Origin of the sequence: Escherichia sp. MOD1-EC5990 (genome assembly GCF_002965285.1) — a bacterium.
Classification (GTDB): Bacteria; Pseudomonadota; Gammaproteobacteria; order Enterobacterales; family Enterobacteriaceae; genus Escherichia; species Escherichia coli_F.
Genome location: NZ_PTRV01000016.1, coordinates 35,067 through 50,527, shown reverse-complemented (window position 1 = coordinate 50,527; position 15,461 = coordinate 35,067). Strand labels below are relative to the sequence as shown.

At 51.1% G+C, this 15,461-nt stretch carries 16 protein-coding genes; 10 read left to right on the top strand and 6 right to left on the bottom strand.

Annotated features, from left to right (window positions below):
* Positions 1–33 precede the first annotated feature (33 nt).
* Entirely contained in the window at positions 34–2,061 is a 2,028-nt protein-coding gene (locus BEB42_RS17800) for a hypothetical protein (RefSeq protein WP_157942750.1), read from the bottom strand.
* A gap of 188 nt (positions 2,062–2,249) precedes the next feature.
* Between BEB42_RS17800 and lptM the strand changes: the two genes are divergently transcribed.
* The 6 genes from lptM to uvrD all read left to right on the top strand — a co-directional run bounded on the left by lptM (position 2,250) and on the right by uvrD (position 7,873).
* Positions 2,250–2,453 carry an LPS translocon maturation chaperone LptM gene (gene lptM / locus BEB42_RS17790; RefSeq protein WP_000799889.1) on the top strand — a complete coding sequence of 68 codons (204 nt, stop codon included), beginning with the start codon at positions 2,250–2,252 and terminating at the stop codon, positions 2,451–2,453.
* 36 nt (positions 2,454–2,489) lie between these two features.
* Positions 2,490–3,314, top strand: coding sequence for a diaminopimelate epimerase (dapF, locus tag BEB42_RS17785; protein WP_001160648.1), 825 nt, complete (start codon positions 2,490–2,492; stop codon positions 3,312–3,314).
* Positions 3,311–4,018 (top strand): DUF484 domain-containing protein, encoded by a 708-nt coding sequence (locus tag BEB42_RS17780; protein WP_000812785.1) that lies wholly within the window; start codon positions 3,311–3,313, stop codon positions 4,016–4,018. The genes dapF and BEB42_RS17780 overlap by 4 nt, the downstream gene beginning before the upstream one ends.
* A complete protein-coding gene (gene xerC / locus BEB42_RS17775) occupies positions 4,015–4,911 on the top strand; it encodes a tyrosine recombinase XerC (protein ID WP_000130685.1) in 897 nt (298 codons plus the stop codon). The genes BEB42_RS17780 and xerC overlap by 4 nt, the downstream gene beginning before the upstream one ends.
* A complete protein-coding gene (gene yigB / locus BEB42_RS17770; protein WP_001213567.1) occupies positions 4,911–5,627 on the top strand; it encodes a 5-amino-6-(5-phospho-D-ribitylamino)uracil phosphatase YigB in 717 nt (238 codons plus the stop codon). The genes xerC and yigB overlap by 1 nt, the downstream gene beginning before the upstream one ends.
* A gap of 83 nt (positions 5,628–5,710) precedes the next feature.
* Positions 5,711–7,873, top strand: a complete 2,163-nt coding sequence (gene uvrD / locus BEB42_RS17765; RefSeq protein ID WP_105267483.1) for a DNA helicase II — start codon at positions 5,711–5,713, stop codon at positions 7,871–7,873.
* Between the two features lie 142 nt (positions 7,874–8,015).
* On the opposite strand, the gene BEB42_RS17760 is transcribed toward uvrD, so the two are convergent.
* Positions 8,016–8,780 carry a phosphodiester glycosidase family protein gene (locus tag BEB42_RS17760; protein ID WP_000951160.1) on the bottom strand — a complete coding sequence of 255 codons (765 nt, stop codon included), beginning with the start codon at positions 8,778–8,780 and terminating at the stop codon, positions 8,016–8,018.
* Positions 8,781–8,941: 161 nt separating this feature from the next.
* On the opposite strand from BEB42_RS17760, the gene ysgD reads away from it, so the two are divergent.
* The gene (gene ysgD / locus BEB42_RS26770) at positions 8,942–8,998 is read left to right on the top strand and encodes a YsgD/CorL family protein (protein ID WP_212591408.1); all 57 of its coding nucleotides are present in this window, start codon (positions 8,942–8,944) and stop codon (positions 8,996–8,998) included.
* A gap of 151 nt (positions 8,999–9,149) precedes the next feature.
* Positions 9,150–10,100 (top strand): magnesium/cobalt transporter CorA, encoded by a 951-nt coding sequence (gene corA / locus BEB42_RS17755; protein ID WP_000947159.1) that lies wholly within the window; start codon positions 9,150–9,152, stop codon positions 10,098–10,100.
* Between the two features lie 42 nt (positions 10,101–10,142).
* Here the strand turns inward: corA and BEB42_RS17750 are convergent, their stop codons facing one another.
* The 4 genes from BEB42_RS17750 to yigI form a co-directional block, all read right to left on the bottom strand.
* Positions 10,143–10,523: a DUF2628 domain-containing protein gene (locus BEB42_RS17750; RefSeq protein ID WP_000032590.1), complete on the bottom strand. Its 381-nt coding sequence runs from the start codon at positions 10,521–10,523 to the stop codon at positions 10,143–10,145.
* Between the two features lie 13 nt (positions 10,524–10,536).
* The gene (yigG, locus tag BEB42_RS17745) at positions 10,537–10,917 is read right to left on the bottom strand and encodes a protein YigG (protein WP_010362324.1); all 381 of its coding nucleotides are present in this window, start codon (positions 10,915–10,917) and stop codon (positions 10,537–10,539) included.
* Between the two features lie 94 nt (positions 10,918–11,011).
* Positions 11,012–11,902, bottom strand: a complete 891-nt coding sequence (rarD, locus tag BEB42_RS17740; RefSeq protein ID WP_000351954.1) for an EamA family transporter RarD — start codon at positions 11,900–11,902, stop codon at positions 11,012–11,014.
* A 51-nt stretch (positions 11,903–11,953) separates the two neighbouring features.
* Positions 11,954–12,421, bottom strand: coding sequence for an acyl-CoA thioesterase YigI (gene yigI / locus BEB42_RS17735; protein WP_001353700.1), 468 nt, complete (start codon positions 12,419–12,421; stop codon positions 11,954–11,956).
* A gap of 164 nt (positions 12,422–12,585) precedes the next feature.
* Between yigI and pldA the strand changes: the two genes are divergently transcribed.
* Positions 12,586–13,455, top strand: a complete 870-nt coding sequence (gene pldA, locus BEB42_RS17730) for a phospholipase A (protein ID WP_001259701.1) — start codon at positions 12,586–12,588, stop codon at positions 13,453–13,455.
* 131 nt (positions 13,456–13,586) lie between these two features.
* On the top strand, positions 13,587–15,416 hold the full coding sequence (gene recQ, locus BEB42_RS17725) for an ATP-dependent DNA helicase RecQ (RefSeq protein WP_105267482.1): 1,830 nt from the start codon (positions 13,587–13,589) through the stop codon (positions 15,414–15,416).
* Positions 15,417–15,461: the final 45 nt, after the last annotated feature.

Genomic DNA, 15,461 nt, shown 5'->3' with positions numbered 1-15,461 from the left:
TTAAGGTGATGGCGGCAGTATAGCGGCATGGTGTCAGGGCTTCAAAGTTTGCCCGTCTGCTGCTGCGTTCCGGCACGATTCCTCCGTCACCGGAATAATAATGTCGCTGTTATGAATTTCACGGACATTCTTTTCTCTGACGTATGTTTTCGCTGGGCAGGGGGAGGGTGTGCGATAAAGCTGATCGTCAATCCAGGTGTAGACATAGCTATCGTCATAAGCAAAGCGCTCCGTTGCTATCAACGCACCGCTGCTGGTGAATACCTGCACATCCTGTTTTTGTCGGGTACTTTGCAGAAAGTAATGACGCTCCTTGCCCGTATTTATCGGTTTATTTTTGATGGGCAAAGATGACTCCAACTCTATGATTTCGAGCCGATCTTCTCCAAAATGCGAGCGCCTGACGACGTAGAGTTGGTTTTTGTACTGTGCAATACGTTCGGTAATCAGATGAAACTTTTTTGGATCAATGCCTTCCAGGTAATGCCACTCACTCCATTGCAGGTCGGGTGAAAGCGCTTTTCGCCAGCCTACTCCCGATTTATTTACGATAAATGAAGATTCATTGTCCCCATCTTCGTATGCCTTGGCGGGTTTTAAAGAGGATGTGTGCTTGATGCCAGTGGGAGTAAATGAGCCATCTTTCATTATCTCACCATCCAACTGGCTAAGGCTGACGTTCAGCCAGTCGTCTTTAGCGGCTTTGATACGTGCCGCTTTGGGATATTGCGTAGGGTAACGCCAAAGCTGCGCACCATCGAATGCATAAACGTAACGATCGTCGCGAGCAAACCATTTTTTGTAATGCGGGTTATTGCCACGGTGTGCATCTGCTTCATTCGGCACACGGTAGTCCAGCAGTATCAGTGGGCCAACGGATTCAAACACCTGTAAACCGTCTTTCTCATGTCCGTCCCAATTTGTTGATCGGGTGAGTAAATAGCCATGATGCCTTCCGGCATTAAAACGTTTATTGATGATCAGATTCGGGTTATCCAGGGTGATGATCTCCAACTGATTTTCACCGAAGGGGGTCTTACTGATTGCATACAACTTGTCCTGATACTGCGCCACGATGTCACTGATCGGGTGAAACTGCTCCGGGTCGAGACTGGGTAATTCTTCTTGCTCACAATCTGGCCCCTTGCGCCAGAACACCTTTTTTTCTAACAGCGTAAAGTTGTCACATTGCCGGGATATATCTTCATTCCTTGCCAAACGAACCTGATCAATGACTTTACGATGCTCGCCGTGTTTATCACGCCAGCTAAACAGGGTGCCGGGCATCCAGCGAACGACAGAAAAATTGTCCGGATCGGCATCCAGTTGCTCTCCATTGATCAGCAACTTTGTTCGTGTGCGGGTAAGCATATCCCACGGGCCAAAGGGGTAGGCAATGCAGGGAAAAAACGTTGAAGCGAATTTCCCTTGTTGACCCCAGGATTTTTGCGCGATCACGGAAAAACTCTCTGGGTTATCAAAACGGTGCCCATCGATATAAAGAAAATGCGCGTCACGTAGCACCAATCCCAGCCGATCAGGCATCCAACGGCTACCTAATTCTACTTTGCGCAGCGTTTTTTCATCGACGCGTTGCTTGCCGCCATTTTCATCTGTCCGTTGGCCTTTGTAATAAATGCTGTTTTTATCGACGGCAAAATCGCCCCATGAATGGAACGAGGCTACATCGACCGGTGGATAACCAGATGGATTTTGTACAATCTTGCCCGCATAAATGACAAAACGGCCATCGCTAAAGTAAGCATAATTTGGATACCAGGCCCATGCGCCCTGATCAATATAATCGGTGGTAAGGTCGTTTAACGGCGGTTCTTTTTCCCCATCGTCCTGGGTGTCAGGAGCAATGAATAAATCAGGTAAACGACGCAGTCGCTGGTAATTTACTTCCGGTAACGAAAGATTTGTCTCTTCATTAGGGCGCAGGTATACCACGCCTTTTCCCTGTTTCTGGTAAATATTATGATCAGGTTCACCGAGCGAGCATCCCCACGCTGACGGAACTAAAAAAGACAACAAATAAACCACATTGCGATAGTGCATAAAGCCATCCTGGCGCGAGGTGCCGATCACGAAACTATCAGCAAAACATAAATCCCCACGTGTAAGCGTTATACTCGCAGCAATTCCTCATTTTTCAGACTTCATAAAGAGTCGCTAAACGCTTGCTTTTACGTCTTCTCCTGCGATGATAGAAAGCAGAAAGCGATGAACTTTACAGGCAATCCATAATGAAAAACGTGTTTAAGGCACTCACTGTATTACTTACTCTCTTCAGCCTGACGGGCTGCGGTCTGAAAGGTCCGCTCTATTTCCCGCCTGCAGATAAAAACGCACCGCCACCGACCAAACCGGTAGAGACGCAAACGCAATCCACGGTGCCGGATAAAAACGATCGCGCCACTGGCGATGGTCCATCCCAGGTGAATTACTAAAAGTCAGTTTCTGTACCCGCGTGATTGGAGTAAATGATGCAGTTCTCGAAAATGCATGGCCTTGGCAACGATTTTATGGTCGTCGACGCGGTAACGCAGAATGTCTTTTTTTCACCAGAACTGATTCGTCGCCTGGCGGATCGGCACCTGGGGATAGGGTTTGACCAACTGCTGGTGGTTGAGCCACCGTATGATCCGGAACTGGATTTTCACTATCGCATTTTCAATGCTGATGGCAGTGAAGTGGCGCAGTGCGGCAACGGCGCACGCTGCTTTGCCCGTTTTGTGCGTCTGAAAGGGCTGACCAATAAGCGCGATATCCGCGTCAGTACTGCCAACGGGCGGATGGTTCTGACCGTCACCGATGACGATCTGGTGCGCGTCAATATGGGCGAACCCAACTTCGAACCTTCTGCCGTGCCATTTCGCGCTAACAAAGCGGAAAAGACCTATATTATGCGCGCCGCCGAGCAGACAATCTTATGCGGCGTGGTGTCGATGGGAAATCCGCACTGCGTGATTCAGGTTGATGATGTCGATACTGCGGCGGTAGAAACGCTTGGTCCTGTTCTGGAAAGCCATGAACGTTTTCCGGAGCGCGCTAATATCGGTTTTATGCAAGTGGTTAAGCGCGAGCATATTCGTTTACGCGTTTATGAGCGTGGGGCAGGAGAAACCCAGGCCTGCGGCAGCGGCGCGTGTGCGGCGGTGGCGGTAGGGATTCAGCAAGGTTTGCTGGCCGAAGAAGTACGCGTGGAACTCCCCGGCGGTCGTCTTGATATCGCCTGGAAAGGTCCGGGTCACCCGTTATATATGACTGGCCCGGCGGTACATGTCTACGACGGATTTATTCATCTATGAAGCAACCAGGGGAAGAACTGCAGGAAACACTCACGGAGCTAGATGACCGGGCGGTTGTCGATTATCTGATTAAAAATCCTGAGTTTTTTATCCGCAATGCGCGCGCAGTAGAAGCGATACGTGTGCCGCATCCGGTACGCGGCACCGTTTCATTGGTCGAGTGGCACATGGCCCGCGCACGTCATCATATTCATGTTCTGGAAGAGAACATGGCGCTGTTGATGGAACAGGCTATCGCCAACGAAGGCTTGTTCTATCGCTTACTTTACCTGCAGCGTAGTCTCACCGCCGCCAGCAGTCTCGACGATATGCTGATGCGTTTTCACCGCTGGGCGCGCGATCTCGGCCTGGCAGGTGCGAGTCTGCGCCTGTTTCCGGATCGCTGGCGCTTAGGTGCGCCGTCGAACCACACTCATCTCGCATTAAGCCGTCAGTCTTTCGAACCGCTGCGTATTCAGCGTCTGGGGCAGGAACAGCACTATCTTGGGCCGCTTAACGGACCGGAGCTGCTGGTGGTGCTACCGGAAGCGAAAGCGGTGGGATCGGTGGCGATGTCGATGCTGGGAAGCGATGCTGATTTGGGTGTCGTGCTGTTCACCAGCCGCGATGCCAGTCACTATCAACAAGGGCAGGGAACGCAGTTACTTCATGAAATTGCGCTGATGTTGCCGGAGCTTCTGGAGCGTTGGATTGAACGCGTATGACCGATTTACACACCGATGTAGAACGCTACCTACGTTATCTGAGCGTGGAGCGCCAGCTTAGCCCGATAACCCTGCTTAACTACCAGCGCCAACTTGAGGCGATCATCAATTTTGCCAGCGAAAACGGCCTGCAAAGCTGGCAGCAATGTGATGCGGCGATGGTGCGCAATTTCGCTGTACGCAGTCGCCGTAAAGGGCTGGGCGCGGCAAGCCTCGCATTACGCCTCTCTGCGCTACGTAGCTTTTTTGACTGGTTGGTCAGCCAGAACGAACTTAAAGCCAACCCGGCGAAAGGTGTTTCGGCACCGAAAGCGCCGCGTCATCTGCCGAAAAATATCGACGTCGATGATATAAATCGGCTGCTGGATATTGATATCAACGATCCCCTCGCCGTGCGCGATCGGGCAATGCTGGAAGTGATGTACGGCGCGGGTCTGCGTCTTTCCGAACTGGTGGGGCTCGATATCAAACACCTCGACCTGGAGTCCGGTGAAGTGTGGGTGATGGGGAAAGGCAGCAAAGAGCGCCGCCTGCCGATTGGTCGCAACGCTGTGGCGTGGATTGAGCACTGGCTTGATTTGCGCGACCTGTTTGGTAGCGAAGACGACGCGCTTTTTCTGTCGAAACTGGGCAAGCGTATCTCTGCGCGTAATGTGCAGAAACGCTTTGCCGAATGGGGCATAAAACAAGGGCTGAATAATCACGTTCACCCGCATAAATTACGTCACTCGTTCGCTACGCATATGCTGGAGTCGAGCGGTGATCTTCGTGGTGTGCAGGAGCTGCTGGGTCATGCCAATCTCTCTACCACGCAAATCTATACTCATCTTGATTTTCAACACCTTGCCTCGGTGTACGATGCGGCGCATCCACGCGCCAAACGGGGGAAATAATGCGTTTTTACCGGCCTTTGGGGCGCATCTCGGCGCTCACCTTTGACCTGGATGATACCCTTTACGATAACCGTCCGGTGATTTTGCGCACTGAGCAGGAGGCGCTTACCTTTGTGCAAAATTACCATCCGGCGCTGCGCAGCTTCCAGAATGAAGATCTGCAACGTCTGCGTCAGGCGGTACGGGAAGCGGAACCCGAGATTTATCATGATGTGACGCGCTGGCGTTTTCGCTCAATAGAACAAGCGATGCTCGACGCCGGGCTGAGCGCAGAAGAAGCCAGTGCAGGCGCACACGCGGCAATGATCAACTTTGCCAAATGGCGTAGCCGGATCGACGTTCCGCAGCAAACGCACGACACCTTAAAACAGCTGGCGAAGAAATGGCCGCTGGTGGCGATCACCAACGGTAACGCCCAGCCGGAGCTGTTTGGTTTGGGGGATTATTTTGAGTTTGTGCTGCGCGCTGGTCCGCACGGGCGCTCGAAACCGTTCAGCGATATGTACTTCCTGGCGGCGGAAAAACTCAACGTGCCGATCGGTGAGATCTTACATGTCGGGGACGATCTCACCACTGACGTGGGTGGGGCAATTCGCAGCGGAATGCAGGCCTGTTGGATCAGACCGGAAAATGGCGATCTGATGCAAACCTGGGACAGCCGTTTACTCCCGCATCTGGAAATTTCCCGGTTGGCATCTCTGACCTCGCTGATATAATCAGCAAATCTGTATATATACCCAGCTTTTTGGCGGAGGGCGTTGCGCTTCTCCGCCCAACCTATTTTTACGCGGCGGTGCCAATGGACGTTTCTTACCTGCTCGACAGCCTTAATGACAAACAGCGCGAAGCGGTGGCCGCGCCACGCAGCAACCTTCTGGTGCTGGCGGGCGCGGGCAGTGGTAAGACGCGCGTACTGGTGCATCGTATCGCCTGGCTGATGAGTGTGGAAAACTGCTCGCCGTACTCGATTATGGCAGTGACATTTACCAACAAAGCGGCGGCGGAGATGCGTCATCGTATCGGGCAACTGATGGGCACTAGCCAGGGCGGCATGTGGGTCGGCACCTTTCACGGCCTGGCGCACCGCCTGCTGCGTGCGCACCATATGGACGCCAACCTGCCGCAGGATTTCCAGATCCTCGACAGCGAAGACCAGCTACGCCTGCTTAAGCGTTTGATCAAGGCGATGAACCTCGACGAGAAGCAGTGGCCGCCGCGCCAGGCAATGTGGTACATCAACAGCCAGAAAGATGAAGGGCTGCGTCCGCATCATATTCAAAGCTACGGTAATCCGGTGGAGCAGACCTGGCAGAAGGTGTACCAGGCGTATCAGGAAGCGTGCGACCGCGCGGGCCTGGTAGACTTCGCTGAACTCCTGCTACGCGCCCACGAACTGTGGCTTAACAAGCCGCATATCCTGCAACACTACCGCGAACGTTTTACCAATATCCTGGTGGACGAATTCCAGGATACCAACAACATTCAGTACGCGTGGATCCGCCTGCTGGCGGGTGACACCGGCAAAGTGATGATAGTCGGTGATGACGACCAGTCAATCTACGGCTGGCGCGGGGCGCAGGTCGAGAATATTCAGCGTTTCCTCAATGATTTCCCCGGTGCTGAAACTATCCGTCTGGAGCAGAACTACCGCTCTACCAGCAATATTCTGAGCGCCGCTAACGCCCTGATTGAAAACAATAACGGGCGTCTGGGTAAAAAACTGTGGACCGATGGCGCGGACGGTGAGCCTATTTCCCTCTATTGCGCTTTTAACGAACTCGACGAAGCGCGTTTTGTCGTTAACCGCATCAAAACCTGGCAGGACAACGGCGGGGCGCTTGCCGAGTGCGCCATTCTCTACCGCAGCAACGCCCAGTCGCGTGTGCTGGAAGAGGCGTTATTGCAGGCGAGTATGCCGTACCGTATTTACGGCGGGATGCGCTTCTTCGAACGCCAGGAAATCAAAGATGCGCTCTCGTATCTGCGCCTGATTGCCAACCGCAACGACGACGCGGCCTTTGAGCGTGTGGTCAATACGCCAACGAGGGGTATTGGTGACCGGACGCTGGACGTGGTACGTCAGACATCGCGCGATCGCCAGTTAACACTCTGGCAGGCATGTCGTGAACTGTTGCAGGAAAAAGCCATCGCCGGACGTGCTGCCAGCGCTTTGCAACGGTTTATGGAACTGATCGACGCCTTAGCGCAAGAAACTGCCGATATGCCGCTGCATGTACAGACTGATCGGGTAATTAAAGACTCCGGCCTGCGCACCATGTACGAGCAGGAGAAGGGCGAAAAAGGCCAGACGCGTATCGAAAACTTAGAGGAACTGGTGACGGCAACGCGCCAGTTCAGCTACAACGAAGAAGACGAAGATTTAATGCCGCTGCAGGCGTTCCTCTCCCATGCGGCACTGGAAGCAGGTGAAGGGCAGGCGGATACCTGGCAGGATGCGGTACAGCTGATGACGCTACACTCGGCGAAAGGTCTGGAATTCCCGCAGGTGTTTATTGTCGGTATGGAAGAGGGCATGTTCCCAAGCCAGATGTCGCTGGATGAAGGCGGGCGTCTGGAAGAAGAACGCCGTCTGGCCTACGTTGGCGTAACCCGCGCGATGCAGAAACTGACGCTGACCTACGCGGAAACCCGGCGTCTGTATGGCAAAGAGGTTTACCATCGCCCGTCGCGTTTTATTGGCGAGTTGCCGGAAGAGTGTGTGGAAGAGGTGCGTTTACGCGCTACGGTAAGCCGCCCGGTCAGCCATCAGCGTATGGGTACGCCGATGGTTGAGAACGACAGCGGTTACAAACTCGGCCAGCGCGTACGACACGCCAAGTTTGGTGAAGGGACTATCGTCAATATGGAAGGCAGCGGCGAACATAGTCGTTTGCAGGTGGCATTTCAGGGCCAGGGTATTAAATGGCTGGTGGCGGCTTACGCCCGGCTGGAGACGGTATAACGTTGCCGGATGCGGTGCTGCGCACCTTATCCGGCCTACAAAATCATGTAGATTCAATAAATTGCAATGTCATGTAGGCCGGGTAAGGCGTTTACGCCGCATCCGGCATTTGCACCATATTCAGTGACACAAAACGGTTGTTTTAACTTTTCTGCTCGACGGAAATCATGGTAACAAAAGGATAGCGTTGCCACGGGATTGCCCCGCCTTTCACATACATATGTGAAATCGTGCCATCAAGATAAAGCAGTTGCTCAACGTTCAGTTTCGCTTTGGCATAACAGGCAAAATCATAAAAATTTGTCACCTGCTGGCTCAACAAAAACACGGCGTTCCCTTGTTTATTAATCCCAACACCGTTACGAATTTTGCGTGAGGCGACGTTGGGATGAATACGCGGATTAATTACGCCGTTTTCCATCAACATTGGCCCTGACTGCACCGCGAACTGAATCTCTTTACTGGTTTTAAAGGCATCCAGACGAACGATTCCGACTTTATCTCCCGCGACATAAAACACACCGCCAGGACGGATAAAGAAATTCCCTTCACCTGAAGCGAGATTTAACGCCACCTTCTGCTGACCGTTTTCGATGTACAAACCGAGCGGCGCATAGCTTTCATCATAGATGCTGCCGTTCATCGCCATTTGCACCTGACCCTGACTATTAATATCCGTCAGCAGCGCATGTAACGTTTCCCACGCTTCGCCATTGGCTTTTTGCCAGTACATTTTCACCCGCTCTGTTTGAGGATTAACGGTATACGCCTGTACGGTCAGTGTCGGATCTGATAATGCGCAATCATCAGCGGCAACAGCAAACAAGGGAAGTAAGGTGAGGGCGAGAAAAATCCGTTTGAGATTCAAGGTGATCATTCCTTTACCAATGAGTAGCCGATGCGCCATTATAGGTCCTGGATGTGGGATTTTTTTATCCTGTTAGCGACCTTGACGAGTACCAAAAAGCGCGAAGTTCAACTATTGTTCTGTGGTGTTCTGTTGCGTGTTGACGGCAAAATTTTGCTGGCGTAACATGCGCGCACGATCACTCTAAGAGGACATTCGCCTTGGACACACCCAGTAGATACTGGCTCACTATCCTGTCATTCAGGATCAACTCCTAAGGCTATCCCTTTTTGCTGATAGCCTTAGCGGTTGTCAGCGACCTCAATTTTTCCCGTCGCGCTGAGTCAGGCTGTTTAATGGTCTGAAACCCAATTTGTTTCTGTGTGCCCACCGAACTGTCCGATATTTTAAGCATTGGGAGTCCCGGTCATGCTGAGCGCATTTCAACTGGAAAATAACCGACTGACCCGGCTGGAAGTCGAAGAGTCACAACCCCTTGTAAATGCAGTATGGATTGATCTTGTCGAACCGGATGACGACGAGCGACTGCGCGTACAATCTGAACTTGGCCAGAGCCTGGCAACCCGCCCGGAACTGGAAGACATCGAAGCATCTGCACGTTTCTTTGAAGACGATGACGGCCTGCATATTCACTCCTTCTTCTTCTTTGAAGATGCGGAAGATCACGCCGGTAACTCCACTGTGGCATTTACCATCCGTGATGGTCGTCTGTTTACTCTGCGTGAGCGTGAACTGCCCGCTTTTCGTCTGTATCGTATGCGCGCCCGTAGCCAGTCAATGGTGGACGGTAACGCCTACGAGCTGCTGCTGGATCTGTTCGAAACCAAAATCGAACAGTTGGCAGATGAAATTGAAAATATCTACAGCGACCTGGAGCAGTTGAGCCGGGTAATTATGGAAGGGCATCAGGGCGATGAGTACGACGAAGCACTCTCCACACTGGCGGAGCTGGAAGATATCGGCTGGAAAGTTCGCCTGTGTCTGATGGATACCCAGCGCGCGCTCAACTTCCTGGTACGTAAAGCACGCTTACCGGGTGGGCAACTGGAGCAGGCGCGTGAAATCCTGCGAGATATCGAATCCCTGCTGCCGCATAACGAATCCCTGTTCCAGAAGGTGAACTTCCTGATGCAGGCGGCGATGGGCTTTATCAATATCGAGCAGAACCGCATCATCAAAATCTTCTCGGTGGTATCCGTGGTGTTCCTGCCACCGACGCTGGTCGCTTCCAGCTACGGGATGAACTTTGAGTTTATGCCGGAACTGAAGTGGAGCTTCGGCTACCCAGGCGCGATTATCTTTATGATCCTCGCGGGCCTGGCACCGTATCTGTACTTTAAACGGAAGAACTGGTTGTAAAAAACGAGAGTGGTGGTTTAGCCCGGCTAAGCCACCAGTTATTCAAAGGCTCCAGGTATTTAACCCTTTTACCTCTTTCTCATAAAACCATTTGTTCGTGTTAACAGCAACATAGGCTGCTACGGCAATTCCCAAAATGTTAACGCCAATTAGTGCACCAACAAATAGAGATAGAATGCAAAGTAATAGAACTATAATTGCTTTTTTCCATAAACCCAGAACAAATAGATAGATCCAGGAACAGAAGAAAGCAATGAAATTAATTTGAATAGTTAATCGTTGTCTTACTTTTAATGCTTTAAATGCTGCTTTATATTCTGGTGTTGCCCCCCAGAATCCAGGAAAGCCATGTTGATCATAAAAACTAAAGCGATATTTCCATTTTTCACTTAATGAACCATCGTTCATATATTCCTTACTCATAAATACTCCATAACTATTGTTTTGATGAATCAGTAGGTGCAAGCATTAGCATACTGAAAGTGGAAAAATAACAAATCAAAAAAATCATCGAACCATTGCCTGAACAATCAAAATGTTCGGCTATCATTGTGATGATAGAGATGATATATACTGCTAATGTACCAAAAATATAAGTTTTTATATATATGAAACCACTATCACGGAGTCGTTGGCAATTCATGTTGATGACGAGATAATGGAGTGCGATGGTAGAGACAATAACAAGAAAACCTGCGTCCCCATCGTTAAAAAAGATAATAAGAAAGGCAAAAATGAAATTTATTAAAATAAATGAAAATATATAACGACGTCTGGAAATCTTACCGTTAGATGTTGGGATAAATATACGCAACATAAATTTTACATCCTTGTGTGAGTCTCCTGTCAGCATGGCAATATGCCCACTCTCATGCAAGAGTCGGCATATTTTTTCAGAATATATTTATTTTTTATTTGGACGTTCTACGCTGCGTATAAATCGCATCCATCACAAAAATTGCCAGCGCTACCCAAATAAAGGCGAAAGTCACCATCTTATCGGCTCCCGGTTTTTCACCATAAAACGTCACTGCCAACAGGAACATTAGCGTCGGCCCAATGTACTGGAAAAAGCCTAATGTTGAGAGTCGTAAGCGTGTAGCTGCTGCGGTAAAACATAACAGTGGCACGGTGGTGACAATACCGGCGGCGATCAGCAGTAAATTCAGCGACATCGGGTTTTGCCCCATATGGCTGGTTGAGCTGTCGGCAATAGCAAACAGGTAAATCGCCGCCACGGGCAGCAGCCACATGGTTTCGATTAACATGCCGGTTTGCGCTTCAACGGCAATTTTCTTGCGTACCAGGCCGTAGAAGGCAAAACTAAACGCCAGCCCCAGCGCGATGATTGGCAGCGAACCAAAAGTCCAGAGCTGGACCAATACACCACATATCGCCAGAATCACCGCCAGCCATTGCATCCGGCGGAATCGCTCGCCGAGGAAAATCATCCCCAGCACAATGTTCACCAGCGGGTTAATAAAGTAACCAAGGCTCGCTTCCAGCATATGGTGATTGTTCACCGCCCAGATAAACAGTAGCCAGTTGCCACCAATCAGCACGGCAGAGACTGCCAGCATAAAAATTTTCTGTGGTGTCTGAATCAGCGTTTTTAAATAGGACCACTGGCGGCAAATGCTCATCAGCACCACCATAAAGAAAAACGACCAGATCACGCGATGCGTCAGGATCTCATCGGCGGGCACGTAGTAAATCAGCTTGAAGTACGCTGGCGCAATACCCCAAATAAAATAAGCGGCAAGAGCGAGTAATACGCCCTGCCGCGTTTGTTTGATATCCATTGGAAAAACTCATTTTTTATGGGTAAAAGCAGTTTACCTGCTTTTACGTTATCAACCTACCATATAGGTGGCGGTGGCACTGGCAATATAAAGCTGATCTTCATTGTGTAATTCAACGCGGGCAACGGCGACTTTATTGCCTGCACGCAACAGACTACTGGTAGCAGTAAAACGCTCGCCCCTGCCTGGGCGCAGATAATCGACGCGAAGATCAATGGTCCCCATCCGCGATAGCCGCTGGCGTAGTTCATCTTCACTGATGGTTTCGTGGCGGGTTAAGGTACTTCCCACGCACACCAGACCTGCGGCGACATCCAGCGCCGACGCAATGACCCCGCCGTGCAAAATGCTTTGCGCCCAGTTACCCACCATCATTGGCTGATTTTTAAAGGCCAGCTGTGCGAACTCTTTTTCGTAACGCTCCAGTTCCATCCCTAACGCACGGTTAAATGGCATGTGATAAACAAACATCTCACCCACTAATTTCAGGGCTTGTTCAGCGGTCAGTACGGCAGACATATCATCCTTACACTTCATTGGTTAATGAAATGTTGATTTTATGCTTCTTTTTTGTTGGTTTCTACTTTAGGAAGGGATAACTAACGGCAAAGGAGTTAAGTATGTAAAATAGCCCGCAGAAAAATATTCATCTAATCAATAATTCGTTACGGAGAACACGACCGATGCGGACTCTGCAGGGCTGGTTGTTGCCGGTGTTTATGTTGCCAATGGCAGTGTATGCGCAAGAGGCAACGGTAAAAGAGGTGCATGACGCGCCTGCGGTGCGTGGCAGTATTATTGCGAATATGCTGCAGGAGCATGACAATCCTTTCACGCTCTATCCTTATGACACCAACTACCTCATCTACACCCAAACCAGCGATCTGAACAAAGAAGCGATCGCCAGTTATGACTGGGCGGAAAACGCGCGTAAGGATGAAGTGAAATTCCAGTTGAGCCTGGCATTTCCGCTGTGGCGCGGAATATTGGGGCCAAATTCGGTGTTGGGAGCTTCTTACACGCAAAAATCCTGGTGGCAACTGTCCAATAGCGAAGAGTCTTCACCGTTTCGTGAAACCAACTACGAACCGCAATTGTTCCTTGGTTTTGCCACAGATTACCGCTTTGCTGGCTGGACGCTGCGCGATGTGGAGATGGGTTATAACCACGACTCTAACGGGCGTTCAGACCCGACTTCCCGCAGCTGGAACCGCCTTTATACCCGTCTGATGGCAGAAAACGGTAACTGGCTGGTAGAGGTGAAGCCGTGGTATGTGGTGGGGAATACTGACGATAACCCAGATATCACCAAATATATGGGTTACTACCAGCTTAAAATCGGCTATCACCTGGGTGATGCGGTGCTGAGTGCGAAAGGACAGTACAACTGGAACACCGGTTACGGTGGTGCGGAGTTAGGCTTAAGTTACCCGATCACCAGGCATGTGCGCCTTTATACCCAGGTTTACAGCGGTTATGGCGAATCGCTCATCGACTATAACTTTAACCAGACCCGTGTGGGTGTGGGGGTTATGCTGAACGACTTGTTCTAATGTGAGTTGATTGAAAGGCAAAACTGGAATCCAGCATCCAGGATTACCCTCTCAGAGACTAAAAGCATTGCAGTTTCTCGCGCAGGCGCTGAAAATAGCGCCTGTTTTTATTTCAGGCAATCGGGGTTAATGTGGCGCAGGCGGAAGTGTTGAATCTGGAGTCCGGGGCTAAACAGGTTTTACAAGAAACCTTTGGCTACCAACAGTTTCGCCCCGGCCAGGAAGAGATTATCGACACCGTACTTTCCGGTAGCGATTGCCTGGTCGTCATGCCCACTGGTGGCGGAAAATCCCTTTGCTATCAAATTCCTGCCTTACTGCTAAACGGTCTTACCGTGGTTGTTTCACCACTGATTTCGTTGATGAAAGATCAGGTGGATCAGCTACAGGCCAACGGCGTGGCGGCGGCGTGCCTTAACTCGACGCAAACCCGCGAGCAGCAGCTTGAAGTAATGACAGGCTGCCGCACCGGGCAAATCCGCCTGCTGTATATCGCGCCGGAACGCCTGATGCTGGATAACTTCCTTGAGCATCTGGCGCACTGGAATCCAGTGTTATTAGCCGTTGATGAAGCGCACTGTATCTCCCAATGGGGGCACGATTTCCGCCCGGAATACGCCGCGCTCGGTCAGCTGCGTCAGCGTTTTCCTACTCTGCCGTTTATGGCGCTAACCGCCACCGCCGACGACACCACGCGGCAGGATATCGTGCGCCTGCTGGGGCTGAACGATCCGCTGATTCAAATCAGCAGTTTTGATCGCCCGAACATTCGCTACATGCTGATGGAGAAATTCAAACCGCTCGATCAGTTGATGCGCTACGTGCAGGAACAACGCGGTAAGTCGGGGATTATTTACTGTAATAGTCGTGCGAAAGTAGAAGACACCGCCGCACGTCTGCAAAGCAAGGGTATCAGCGCAGCGGCTTATCACGCCGGGCTTGAAAACGATGTCCGTGCGGACGTGCAGGAAAAATTCCAGCGTGATGACCTGCAAATTGTGGTGGCGACGGTAGCGTTCGGCATGGGCATCAACAAGCCTAACGTCTGCTTCGTGGTTCACTTTGATATTCCACGCAATATCGAATCCTATTATCAGGAAACCGGTCGCGCCGGGCGTGATGGCCTGCCCGCGGAAGCGATGCTGTTTTACGATCCGGCTGATATGGCGTGGCTGCGCCGTTGTCTGGAAGAGAAGCCGCAGGGGCAGTTGCAGGATATCGAGCGCCATAAACTCAATGCGATGGGCGCGTTTGCCGAAGCGCAAACTTGCCGTCGTCTGGTGCTGCTGAACTACTTTGGCGAAGGGCGGCAGGAGCCGTGCGGGAACTGCGATATCTGCCTCGATCCGCCGAAACAATACGATGGTTCAACCGATGCGCAGATTGCGCTTTCCACCATTGGTCGTGTGAATCAGCGTTTTGGTATGGGCTATGTAGTGGAAGTGATTCGCGGCGCCAATAACCAGCGAATCCGCGACTATGGTCATGACAAACTGAAAGTCTACGGCATGGGTCGCGATAAAAGTCATGAGCACTGGGTGAGCGTAATCCGCCAGTTGATCCACCTCGGTCTGGTGACGCAAAACATCGCCCAGCATTCGGCATTACAACTGACAGAAGCCGCACGGCCTGTGTTGCGCGGCGAATCCTCTTTACAACTTGCCGTGCCGCGTATTGTGGCGCTTAAACCGAAGGCGATGCAGAAATCGTTCGGCGGCAATTACGATCGTAAACTGTTCGCTAAATTACGCAAACTGCGTAAATCGATTGCCGATGAAAGTAATGTCCCGCCGTATGTGGTGTTTAACGATGCGACCTTGATTGAGATGGCGGAACAGATGCCGATCTCCGCCAGCGAAATGCTCAGCGTTAACGGCGTTGGGATGCGCAAGCTGGAACGCTTTGGCAAACCGTTTATGGCACTTATCCGTGCGCATGTCGATGGCGATGACGAAGAGTAGTCAGCAGCATAAAAAAGTGCCAGGATGAAGACTCCGTAAACGATT

Bases quoted from the DNA above. Each gene is read 5' to 3' on its own strand.
- BEB42_RS17800 (WP_157942750.1), bottom strand. From the start codon at position 2,061: ATGCACTATCGCAATGTGGTTTATTTGTTGTCTTTTTTAGTTCCGTCA.
- lptM (WP_000799889.1), top strand. From the start codon at position 2,250: ATGAAAAACGTGTTTAAGGCACTCACTGTATTACTTACTCTCTTCAGC.
- dapF (WP_001160648.1), top strand. From the start codon at position 2,490: ATGCAGTTCTCGAAAATGCATGGCCTTGGCAACGATTTTATGGTCGTC.
- BEB42_RS17780 (WP_000812785.1), top strand. From the start codon at position 3,311: ATGAAGCAACCAGGGGAAGAACTGCAGGAAACACTCACGGAGCTAGAT.
- xerC (WP_000130685.1), top strand. From the start codon at position 4,015: ATGACCGATTTACACACCGATGTAGAACGCTACCTACGTTATCTGAGC.
- yigB (WP_001213567.1), top strand. From the start codon at position 4,911: ATGCGTTTTTACCGGCCTTTGGGGCGCATCTCGGCGCTCACCTTTGAC.
- uvrD (WP_105267483.1), top strand. From the start codon at position 5,711: ATGGACGTTTCTTACCTGCTCGACAGCCTTAATGACAAACAGCGCGAA.
- BEB42_RS17760 (WP_000951160.1), bottom strand. From the start codon at position 8,780: ATGGCGCATCGGCTACTCATTGGTAAAGGAATGATCACCTTGAATCTC.
- corA (WP_000947159.1), top strand. From the start codon at position 9,150: ATGCTGAGCGCATTTCAACTGGAAAATAACCGACTGACCCGGCTGGAA.
- BEB42_RS17750 (WP_000032590.1), bottom strand. From the start codon at position 10,523: ATGAGTAAGGAATATATGAACGATGGTTCATTAAGTGAAAAATGGAAA.
- yigG (WP_010362324.1), bottom strand. From the start codon at position 10,917: ATGTTGCGTATATTTATCCCAACATCTAACGGTAAGATTTCCAGACGT.
- rarD (WP_000351954.1), bottom strand. From the start codon at position 11,902: ATGGATATCAAACAAACGCGGCAGGGCGTATTACTCGCTCTTGCCGCT.
- yigI (WP_001353700.1), bottom strand. From the start codon at position 12,421: ATGTCTGCCGTACTGACCGCTGAACAAGCCCTGAAATTAGTGGGTGAG.
- pldA (WP_001259701.1), top strand. From the start codon at position 12,586: ATGCGGACTCTGCAGGGCTGGTTGTTGCCGGTGTTTATGTTGCCAATG.